The sequence below is a fragment of the Pseudomonas sp. 18173 genome (assembly GCF_050432945.1).
Lineage (GTDB): Bacteria > Pseudomonadota > Gammaproteobacteria > Pseudomonadales > Pseudomonadaceae > Aquipseudomonas.
This window is the reverse complement of the sequence record NZ_JBKFTN010000027.1, coordinates 72,042-82,086: the sequence shown is the minus strand read 5'-3', so window position 1 is coordinate 82,086 and position 10,045 is coordinate 72,042. Positions and strand designations below refer to the sequence as shown.

Below are 10,045 nucleotides of genomic sequence, written 5' to 3'. Positions count from 1 at the left end.
TCAAGGCCTCGGGCCTGGGCCGTGAAGGCTCCAGGTACGGGATCGAGGACTATCTCGAAATCAAGTATCTGTGCATCAGCGTCTGATCTCGGGCTAAAGCTTTAACCTCTGCCAGTGTGGTGTGATACAGCACCTCACTGGTTTTTTTGCTTTTCAGGCGCCGTAAAATTTGGGGTGGAGGTTTCCATTCTTCGTGCTCCAGGTTTTTGAGTCGAAAAATGGCTATGTCAGCTGCAGGTAGCGAGTTGAATTGCCACAAGGATGGCGAGGATATCGTCCTTGTCGGATAATCGATGTTCCGGCCCTTACAATGATTTGTTAACGGGCCCAATAGATGAGGTTTTTCTGATGGCGAATGCGCGGCCGCGTCCAGCGGTAAATGGTGTGGCTTCGGCTGACCGGGTCTTGACCGTGCTCACGGCTTTTCGAGTCGGCGATACGGCGTTGAGCCTGGTAGATCTGGTTGAGCGTACCGGGCTAATCAAAAGCACGGTCATGCGCTTAATGGTCTCCCTGGAAAATCATGGTCTGATCAATCGAATGGCGGATGGCCGCTATCAGTTGGCTAGCGAAGTCATGAGGCTTAATGCTGTTTACCAGGAGGCCTTGGATCTTGAGCGTCACGTGATGCCCAGGCTCCAATATCTCTCCGAGCAGTCCGGCGAAACCGCATCATTCTACGTTCGCCATGGTGCCTATCGGATGTGCCAGTACCGGGTGAATTCCTTCCACAGTCTGCGGATCAACCTGCAGCCGGGCGATATGCGTCCCATGGACGAAGCGGCCGGTGCCCAGGCGCTGCGTGCACCTTTCCAGGTAGGCATCGCACTGGCAAAACCTTATTACTCGCGTGGTGCAACGGATCCTCATGCGGCCTCGATTGCCCTGCCTATCTATGGCGCACAACAAGAATTGATGGGGGCACTGGTCATTTCCGGGCCTGCAAGCCGACTGACAGAAGAGGCTGCCGACAGCATCAGGGCCATCTTTTTCGATACCGCGCGTGACCTGATGCGTAGCCTGGGCTTCAAGCCGGCAGACAGTACGCCCGCCAGCAGCGAGCTTGAAGCCGTAAAGTAATACCGGGTTGTCGCCACGCAACAGAACCCTCTCTTTTTGTAGTACCAAAACAACGATGCCCATATTCCGCCAAGGGAAAATGGGCATCGATATTTTGGTGAGCAGTCTCTACTTAATGCTGACTGCAAGATCTGCTTGTTCACGCTGACGTTTGCGACCGATTACCAGAACCATGAGTCCGGCAACTGTGCAGAGTGTTGCTAGCGGCATTAGTGCCAATGCATAGCTACCGGTTGCATCGTGAATCGCGCCGTACGCATTCACCATCAGGCCTCCACCGATCAGGTTTGCCATGGCGCCAATCGCTGCCAGTCCCGCTGCAGCAGTAGAGGACGACAACCAGCCAGATACCAGCGCCCAGAATGGCCCTTTCATCGAATACGCACCGACCAAAACCATGGTCAGCATCACGATAGTGGCAGGCAAAGATGAGGTGAACAGCGTCATGAGCAGACCTGCAGCAATGAGCAACAATGTCATTGCTGTATGCCAACGACGTTCCCCAGTGCGGTCGGAGCTGCGGCCCCAAAGAATCATCAACACCGAAGCGACGCCATAGGGAATGGCATTGACCAGGCCAATCTCCAAGGAGGTCAGGCCAAAGGTTTTGAGCAACTGAGGAGCCCAGACGCTCATGGTGCTGCCGGCAGCAGATGCTCCAGAGTAGATGAGTGCAAGCACCCAAATATCCTTATGGCGTAGCAGTTTCCACAACGAGATATGGCCGATAGCGGTTTTCTTCGATGATTCCTCAGCTAAGCGCTGAGTCAGCCAGTTACGCTGTTCATCGGTAAGCCATTTGGCATGCTCGGGACGGTCTGTGAGTACAAACAGGCAAGCAATGCCTAACAGTACTGCCGGGATACCTTCGATGATGAAAAGCCAGTGCCAGCCGCGCATTCCCATCCACCCATCAAGGCTGAGAAGAAGCCCAGACAAAGGCGAGCCAATGAAATTGGCTGCAGGAATGGCAACCATGAAAATTGCGACCATGCGGGCACGATAGGCCGATGGCAACCAGTAGGTGAGGTACAGAAGCACGCCTGGGAAGAAACCGGCCTCGGCAGCACCAAGCAGGAAGCGCATCACGTACAGAGAGTTTGCCCCCTGAACGAAGGCGGTTCCCGCCGAAATGATGCCCCACGTGATCATAATCCTTGCGATCCAGATCCGAGCACCAAACTTTTGCATGGCCAGGTTGCTGGGTACTTCCACAAGGAAGTAAGAAAAGAAAAACAGGCTGCTGGCAAATCCGAATACTTTTGCAGTTAAGCCCAGGTCTGCGTTCATCTGCAGTGAGGCCATTCCGATGTTGCCGCGATCAATGATCGCGATCAGATAGCAGATGATCAGGAATGGCAGTAAGCGCCAAGCGACCCGGTGCATCGTGCTGCGTTCGAGTTCACTTACGGTGGAAGTTGGTGAAGTCATAAGGCTCTCCAATTGTTTTTTTTCTGGAGTGTCGCGTTACGGAAGCGCTCCTTCTCGTAGCGGAAGGAGCGCGCAATCATGCGATCAGCAGTCGAGCAAGTGCCTGTTGACCACGCAGCGTGGATCCAGTGGCTGGCCTGCCCAGACATCCAAGATCTGTCGCAACGCGACAACACCTACGCGATCACGTGCCTCGGAGGTATTGGCGCCGACATGAGGAGTCGCCACGAGCGTCGGAAGGCCCCACAAAGGGCTGTCAGCTGGTGGAGGCTCGGGATTGAACGTATCCAATCCAGCGCCGGCGATTTTACGTTCGCTCAGTGCTTGTACCAGTGCTTGGGTATCAATCAGTTCGCCACGAGCGGTATTGATCAAGATGCTGCCTGGGCGCATGAGTTCGAGTTGTGCAGCGCCGATCAGGTTGTGGTTGGACTCGGTCAGCGGGCAGTGCAGGCTAATGATATCGCTCTCAGCCAGTAGACGATTGAAGTCCTGTTCGCGCTCCACATGATCGCGCTCCGGTAGCTGCTGGAGATAGGGGTCATAGACCTTCACTTTCATCCGCAGTGGGGCGACCAAGTCCATCAGGATGCTGCCGATCGACCCTAGTCCTACCAGACCGAGCGTCTTGCCAAACAACTCTATTCCGTTCGCCTCGGACTTATCCCAATGACCGTCGCGCATGCGTGCGTCCAGCAGGGCGGTTTGTCTCGCAACACTAAACATCAAGGCGAAGGCGTGCTCGGCTACTGATTGAGCATTCGCGCCTACGGCAATGCTTACTGGAATGCCGCAAGCGGCAGCGGTCTCGATGTCGATGGTGTTGTAGCCAACGCCATGTTTAGCGATCGCTTTCAAATTTTTCGAGGCCTTGATCATCGTTCCGGTCAGTTGGCCTTGGCGAACGATGATCGCGTCAGGCTGCTCCGCACGAATGATGGCTTCCAATTCCTCAGCGGGCAGATAGGGAGTCGTTGGAATGACTCTGACGCCCTCTGCGGCGGCTAGGTTCATGGCATCCGCAGCTAGTTCAGGGCCTGTTAGCAGAATGGTTAGGGACATCGTAGGTACCTTGTTTTTATCGTGGAGATAAACGCTGGCGCATGCAGCGACTGCGATGGCATAACCCTACCATAATGAAACGACGTTGCAATAACATACTTGTGACGCTTGTCGGGTAGCGGTCTTCTCCGGGAAAAATCCCCATTGCGTTTCAATAAATGAAATGCAATTCTAAAAATAGGCTTCGACGGCAGTCGATGTGATCGAATAAAACCAAACAGAGGTATGTCACATGAGCATTGGATTTCAGGTGCTAGAGCGCGCACGCAAAGTCAGCGCAGAATGGGTCGCACGTTATCGTGAGCTTCCAGTAGCCAACGTCAGCGACTCCATGAATCGCATGACCGCAGGGGGCTCTCGCCTGCGTCCTATGCACAGTGACGGTGTACTCGCTGGCCCGGCAGTGACAGTGAAGGCTCGTCCAGGTGACAACCTGATGCTGCACTACGCTATCGACATCGCTGAGCCTGGAGACGTCATTGTGGTTGATGCGGGTGGTGATCTAACCAACGCGCTGATCGGTGAAATGATGGTTGCCTACGCGGTAAAGCGCGGCGTAGCTGGGATCGTCATCAATGGCGCAATTCGTGATGCCGCTAACATTGGCGGTGGTGACTTCCCACTGTTTGCCGCCGGTGTATCGCACCGTGGCCCTTACAAGGATGGGCCAGGCGAGATCAACGTACCGATTGCTATTGATGGTATGGTTATCGAACCAGGCGATCTGGTCATTGGCGATGATGATGGCTTGCTGTGCGTGCCGTTTGACCATGTCGCTGAAGTCTATGATCGTGCGACGGCCAAATATACCGCCGAGCAAAAACAGATGGAGCTCATCGCCCAGGGCAAAAACGATCGTTCTTGGGTGTTGCAATCTTTGAAGACGAAAGGCTGCCTGCTGCCACTCTGATCCAAGACACTACCGCGCATCAAACTTTACGGTGCGCGGTAGACAATGGATCGATCAGGAATGGCGTGGCCTTTTAAGGAATCTCATTCTTGCCCAATCCATACTCTTCTCGCCCCACAGGTTGGCCTGCTCCAGTTCGGGCACTTGCCAATCGAAACTTCCAAATCTATTTCGTCGGCCAGGGCATCTCTACTCTAGGCAAATGGGTTCAACAGGTCGCCTTGGCTTGGCTGGCCTATCATTTGACTGGCTCAGCCGTTCTGCTTGGTCTCATCACGTTTCTTTCACTTGCACCGCAACTTCTCATCGGGCCGCTCGCGGGTGCCTGGATAGATCGTCATGACAAACGACGGTTGTTGATTGGTGTGCAAGTGGTGCTGGTTTTCCAATCACTCACGCTTGCCGTCATCACTCAGCTCGGCTGGATCGATGGTGCGTCGATTGCCGGTATGGCGCTCCTGCTAGGGCTGCTGAATGCGGTGGAGACACCGTTACGCCAAGCGCTTATCGGTAGTTTCGTCGACGACCCTGCGGATCTGCCGAATGCGTTAGTGCTAAACGCAATGTTGATCAACGCTGCGAGGTTTGTCGGGCCACCCTTGGCGGGCACCTTGATAGCGGTGACGAGCGAGGCGGGTTGTTTCCTTCTGACTGCATTTGCCTACATGGGGCTTATGTTGGGATTGCTTAAGGTCAAGGCGACAGCATCACCAAAAGCAACCGGCTCGACTTCTCAAGTTTTTCGAGAAGGGGTGGCTTACCTCTGGCGGACAGTGAGTGTTCGGCAGTTAATGATCAGCGTGATCATGGTGAACCTGCTGGCGTCCTGCTATGCAGCGCTTTTGCCTATTCTCGCAAAGACGGTGTATGCCGGTGATGCGAGGATTCTCGGCTGGTTATGGGGCGCCGCCGGTGCTGGTGCCTTCGTGGCAACCCTGATTTTAGCCTTCAGTGGATCGCTGTCTCGATTGCGATACTTCACCGATGGCGGAGCGCTTGTCTGCGGCTTCGCGCTGCTGGGAGTGTGCCTTTGCGCAAACTTGCCGATGGCATTGTTTGGATTGGTGTTGCTGGGCTTCGGCATCACGATGAGCAACGTGAGCACTAATATGCAGTTGCAAAGCGGCGCACCCGGCTCACTGCGTGGTCGAGTTGTCGCTTTCTATATCGCCATGCGATTCGGATTTGAAGCTGTAGGGGGGATGCTGGCAGGGTTGATCGCAGCACGATTTGGAGCGCCTGCGACTCTCGGTATCGCAGGATGCATGTTGCTTATGTACCTGATCCTGAGTATCGGTAGACGCTATCTGAAACATCAATCACTTAATCGCTAAACAGCTCGACTATTAGTACGTTGCCGCTCCTCCTCAGAATCGAGCCGGACATTTGGTCTAATGGACTCAGATCGACGAGTCCTGAAGGACTGCTTCTGGCTGTGGATTCAACANTACGTTGCCGCTCCTCCTCAGAATCGAGCCGGACATTTGGTCTAATGGACTCAGATCGACGAGTCCTGAAGGACTGCTTCTGGCTGTGGATTCAACAGGTCGATGCAACAGATTGGCTAAATCGTTCAGCGGGCGTTTCGTATTTTAGTGTTTTCCGGGGGCGGCCTATGGAGCCGATGTTTAATGTAAATCAAGAATGGCCAGGTGTATCTCATGAGTGAATATGGGTGGTCGCTCGTTATAGCGTTTGTGTTGGTCGTAGGCATATTCAGGATTGTCACTCGACGCACAGGTAGGCAATTAACTGCTGTGCAATCGATACTGCCAATTCCAATTTCGTTTTTTCTGGCAGCAGTTTTCGTTTCGACATGGCGTGCTGTTTGATCACGGCTGAAAGCAGGTAAAGGTGCATAGTGGTTGCTGGTTGCGGATATCTATGGGTCAACTTTGGTCCGCTACCACTGGCTGTAATCGATAACCCATAGGAGACGTTCATGCCAGAGATGACAGATCCGTCTCCGACGGGTGATTCCCATGAGTCTAAGCGTCAGATTGTTTTTTAAGCGAAAAGAGCGAAAAGGGGACGGTTTCCTGTCCGAGGGTGAGGTGTACAAGTTCCGCACCAACCAGTACGTCACCAATGGCAAGAAAGTACCGACCGAGCTGTTCACCAAGTTGAACCAGGCCAAAGACTGATCAGCCGCAAACAAAAAACCCTTCCTGTGTTGATGCGCAGGAAGGGTTTTTTGCGAGGGTAGTATTGGTTTGGTCGTCAGGTGCGAAATTGCACTCCACTTGACCATCGATTGCATCGGATTTAACCAGCAGGCTTTGTGACCATGGCCTGCAGAGAGCGGCCAAAAGCAGCCAGTCACAATGGGCCGCTGTCGAGTCCAGTATTTTATCAGGGATGTCTATCTGAGCCGGGATAGTCCAACCCTCAATGGACGAAATCCAGCGAAGCCTGACCAATATCAACCAATTCGCTGATCTTCACTGCAGGATAACCAGACGGCGATATGGCCAGCAGCGGCGCCCAGCGTTCAGCTTCTGAATAGCGGCCGTGCTTGTTGCCGATGCCCCCGTGATCACTGACAAAAACGACCAGGCGCTGAGGTATTGCACTCTGGGCGGCGGGTGACGCAAATGCCTTCTCCCAGAGGCGACGAATGCGGGCGTCTGTTTCTCGCACGGCGGCAGCGTAGCCCGGATCAGACGGGTCGAAAACACCGTTATGGCCCGCTTCGTCTACTGCATCGAGATGAATGAAGGCCAGATCGGGCTGGCATGTACGCCAGGTGGTCAGTACTTCCTGCTCGACCGCTGCATCGTTCTTACGCAAAAATGCCGCATGGTGTAGCTCCGGCAAACCCCGCAAACGCCCCTCGACCAAGTCGTACAGCGGCTTCCAGGAGGTAATGAGAATGCTGCGACTATCAGCCTTGCGGGTTTGAAGGCGCTCAAACACGGTTTGGCTTTTGACGGGACCTGGGCTCTCGTTATCAACAATGCCATGTGCGCCTGCCCAACTTGCGGTGAGCACACTGATCCAGCCAGGCGCGGAGTAAGTCTGTTGCGTGCGACCGTTGCTGACATCGACCCTCCCCCAAGCCAATCCCTTGGACTCAGCCAACTGGGACAGGAAGGGGGTCAGTGCTGGGCTAATCGCGTCGGTACGCAGGCCGTCGATGTCGATGATGACCACCTGTCGAGCAGGCGCTAGCGTCGCAGCATTACATTGCCCTATCTCGTCGCTACGTGAACAGCCAAGCAGGCTTATCGCGCATAGCGTTAGCAGCAGCTTGAGTCCCGGGAACAGTGTGAAATTCTGAGTGTTGAAAACCAATGCCAAATATTTCCAATGAAATCCAGGGAACCCCATTTCAGAGTCGTCTGCGCCATCCGAAATGGACAATGCCGCACTAGAAATCGCCGTGGGGCTTAACCAATGCGTGGTCATGCAATTTGGGCGGAAGTGATTCTGCATGCAGTATCTGGGCGATCTACTCGGTGGTAATGCACCAAGGGTCATTGTTGATGTGCGCTTGCCACCGGAGTTGCGAATACCTCGGATCGACACCTGAAAAAGGTACCTGGTATGAAAAAGCTATCGGATCTGAAACTTTTTTGTTGAAAGGCTTGATGGCTTGCGCCTTGGTGATCCTGGGCGCAACAGCGCATGCTCAACAAGCAACACCTGCGGTCACCGCCATCAGGCTCTGCTTGCCCGCTTATGGCCAGAGAGACATTCAATTGAGTGACCGCTTTTGGTTGTGGACTCAACCGGTCGACTTACTTCCCGGAAAACAGCGCCAAACGAACAGCCAGGCCCATGAAAACCGCGCCCAATAGCTGATTCAGTCGCTTGGCAATGCTGGCATTGCTGGTCAGCTTGCTCCCGACCTTGCTGGCCAGGAGAATCACAGCCCCATTCACGACCAATCCGATGGCATTCAAAATGGTCGCAAATGTCAGCATTTGTACCACCAGGGAGCCTTTGGTGGGGTCCACGAATTGTGGAAACAGAGCCAGTACAAATAGCGCCATTTTTGGATTCAACAGATTGGTCAGCAGACCTTGTCGAAAAATGCGCAATAGCGGCGTGGTTGGTAAGGCTTCATTCGGTGCCAAGGGTGACGAGCTACTGGTGATCGCCTTCCACGCAAGAAATGCCAGGTACGCGGCACCGGCGAATCTGACGAGGTCGTAAGCAGCAGGCACAGCGGTCATCAACTGCGACAGCCCCAGCGCTGCAGCCAGTGCGTGGCAATAAGTGCCTGCCTGAATGCCTGCAAGCGATACAAAGCCCGAAGCTCGACCTTGGCTCAGACTCCGCGAAGCGATCAACAGCATGTCTGGGCCAGGCGTCAGCGTGAGCGCAATGCAAGCGCCTGCGAAAAGTAATGCTACAGAAACGTCGATCATGGATGCCTCAGGCTCTTATTGTTGAAGTCGCCTTGCAGGCGAATGAGGGCATTTTACAGAAGGTCATGGCAGCCATGAACAAAAAAGGGGACGGATTTGTTTTTCAAAAAAGGGCGCAGATTTGTTTTTTGCCACCTATTGGAAAATAAATCAGTTCCCTTTTTTTAGTTTGGACTTGAGCTACGGTATTGTTAGTTTCTTTATTATGGATTTGCCATTGCGGATAAGCATGACGTCGACCGACTTTCCTTGGCGCGCACGTACAAAATCGGCAACGTTAGGAATTTGGTCAACGGAAAGATTATCAGCCTTAAGAATTGTATCTCCAGGAAGGAAATCCGCTTGATAGGCAGCAGAACCGCGCACAATGGAGGTAATCACTACAGCACGTTGTGTGCCAAGAGCTTGAGCTTCCGCAGTAGTGGGTGCGCGGAAATGCAGTCCTAAAGGCTGGTTGGTCCTGACGTAGTACGTGGCGGTCTGAAAATAGCTATCCCGACTAACTTGGATTGCAGTCCATTGTTGGCCGTAAACAGTTCCATACGATGAGCCATATGCAGTGGCTGATCCGCCATAGCTATTGTAAGCGGTCGCTTGCCCATAACTACTCACAGTTTGCTGAGTAGGAAGTGATACAGGTACAGCTTGGGTGTTGGTGCGCTGGTAAATGGGTTCGTAGTAGACAACTAAATCAGCACCAACTGCCCGACCTTGCTCAATTGCTTTCTGCTGTGTCGATAACTCGTCGCTGAACATACTAAAGCCAAGTGCTTCATAGCTGTTTTCATAGTACGTCTGAACGTCCTGGACTGGGTTAGTGCCGAGCGCAAGAGTCGGTTCCGCAGGAGCGGGGCTTGTTCTATAGGTGGCGATATATTCCGGATCAGAAAGTGACTTGTAGTTTTTGGCGTAGGGGTTGGCGCAGCCAGCTAGAGTGAGGAAACCAACGATCATCAGTATGTTCTTGATCACAGCCTTTTTCCCTATGAGCTACTTGATAGATACCGTAATTCTGATAGCAGACTGAGCCTAGAGCGTCGTCTAGCTCGATGGCAAGTAAATCCTCTAAAAAACAAAAGCCTTACAGTTATGAGGCCTTGTGGGTGAACGGTTACGGTAGTAGTTATAAAGTGCAGAATTAAATGCATACCCGAGCGGGTGCTTCTGGCCGTTTTTGACTATTACCACC

General features: G+C 53.4%; 9 protein-coding genes. 4 read left to right on the top strand and 5 right to left on the bottom strand.

Annotation, left to right across the window (positions count from 1 at the left end):
* Positions 1–86, top strand: an 86-nt coding sequence (locus ACLD1X_RS25120) for a hypothetical protein (protein WP_429372360.1), incomplete at its 5' end; no start/stop codon positions are given.
* 262 nt (positions 87–348) lie between these two features.
* Complete coding sequence (locus ACLD1X_RS25115; RefSeq protein ID WP_429372358.1) at positions 349–1,080, top strand: IclR family transcriptional regulator; 732 nt, start codon at positions 349–351, stop codon at positions 1,078–1,080.
* 108 nt (positions 1,081–1,188) lie between these two features.
* On the opposite strand, the gene ACLD1X_RS25110 is transcribed toward ACLD1X_RS25115, so the two are convergent.
* Both ACLD1X_RS25110 and ACLD1X_RS25105 read right to left on the bottom strand, forming a co-directional pair.
* A complete protein-coding gene (locus ACLD1X_RS25110; RefSeq protein ID WP_429372350.1) occupies positions 1,189–2,511 on the bottom strand; it encodes an MFS transporter in 1,323 nt (440 codons plus the stop codon).
* 84 nt (positions 2,512–2,595) lie between these two features.
* Entirely contained in the window at positions 2,596–3,573 is a 978-nt protein-coding gene (locus ACLD1X_RS25105; RefSeq protein ID WP_429372348.1) for a hydroxyacid dehydrogenase, read from the bottom strand.
* Positions 3,574–3,805: 232 nt separating this feature from the next.
* On the opposite strand from ACLD1X_RS25105, the gene ACLD1X_RS25100 reads away from it, so the two are divergent.
* Together ACLD1X_RS25100 and ACLD1X_RS25095 are read left to right on the top strand one after the other, a co-directional pair.
* On the top strand, positions 3,806–4,483 hold the full coding sequence (locus ACLD1X_RS25100; protein WP_429372346.1) for an RraA family protein: 678 nt from the start codon (positions 3,806–3,808) through the stop codon (positions 4,481–4,483).
* A gap of 89 nt (positions 4,484–4,572) precedes the next feature.
* On the top strand, positions 4,573–5,817 hold the full coding sequence (locus tag ACLD1X_RS25095; RefSeq protein WP_429372344.1) for an MFS transporter: 1,245 nt from the start codon (positions 4,573–4,575) through the stop codon (positions 5,815–5,817).
* A 1,054-nt stretch (positions 5,818–6,871) separates the two neighbouring features.
* Here ACLD1X_RS25095 and ACLD1X_RS25090 read toward each other — a convergent pair.
* The 3 genes from ACLD1X_RS25090 to ACLD1X_RS25080 all read right to left on the bottom strand — a co-directional run bounded on the left by ACLD1X_RS25090 (position 6,872) and on the right by ACLD1X_RS25080 (position 9,828).
* On the bottom strand, positions 6,872–7,918 hold the full coding sequence (locus tag ACLD1X_RS25090) for an alkaline phosphatase family protein (protein WP_429372342.1): 1,047 nt from the start codon (positions 7,916–7,918) through the stop codon (positions 6,872–6,874).
* A gap of 305 nt (positions 7,919–8,223) precedes the next feature.
* Entirely contained in the window at positions 8,224–8,856 is a 633-nt protein-coding gene (locus ACLD1X_RS25085; RefSeq protein WP_429372340.1) for a LysE family translocator, read from the bottom strand.
* A gap of 180 nt (positions 8,857–9,036) precedes the next feature.
* Entirely contained in the window at positions 9,037–9,828 is a 792-nt protein-coding gene (locus ACLD1X_RS25080; protein ID WP_429372338.1) for a PDZ domain-containing protein, read from the bottom strand.
* Positions 9,829–10,045: the final 217 nt, after the last annotated feature.

Bases quoted from the DNA above. Each gene is read 5' to 3' on its own strand.
- ACLD1X_RS25115 (WP_429372358.1), top strand. From the start codon at position 349: ATGGCGAATGCGCGGCCGCGTCCAGCGGTAAATGGTGTGGCTTCGGCT.
- ACLD1X_RS25110 (WP_429372350.1), bottom strand. From the start codon at position 2,511: ATGACTTCACCAACTTCCACCGTAAGTGAACTCGAACGCAGCACGATG.
- ACLD1X_RS25105 (WP_429372348.1), bottom strand. From the start codon at position 3,573: ATGTCCCTAACCATTCTGCTAACAGGCCCTGAACTAGCTGCGGATGCC.
- ACLD1X_RS25100 (WP_429372346.1), top strand. From the start codon at position 3,806: ATGAGCATTGGATTTCAGGTGCTAGAGCGCGCACGCAAAGTCAGCGCA.
- ACLD1X_RS25090 (WP_429372342.1), bottom strand. From the start codon at position 7,918: ATGCAGAATCACTTCCGCCCAAATTGCATGACCACGCATTGGTTAAGC.
- ACLD1X_RS25085 (WP_429372340.1), bottom strand. From the start codon at position 8,856: ATGATCGACGTTTCTGTAGCATTACTTTTCGCAGGCGCTTGCATTGCG.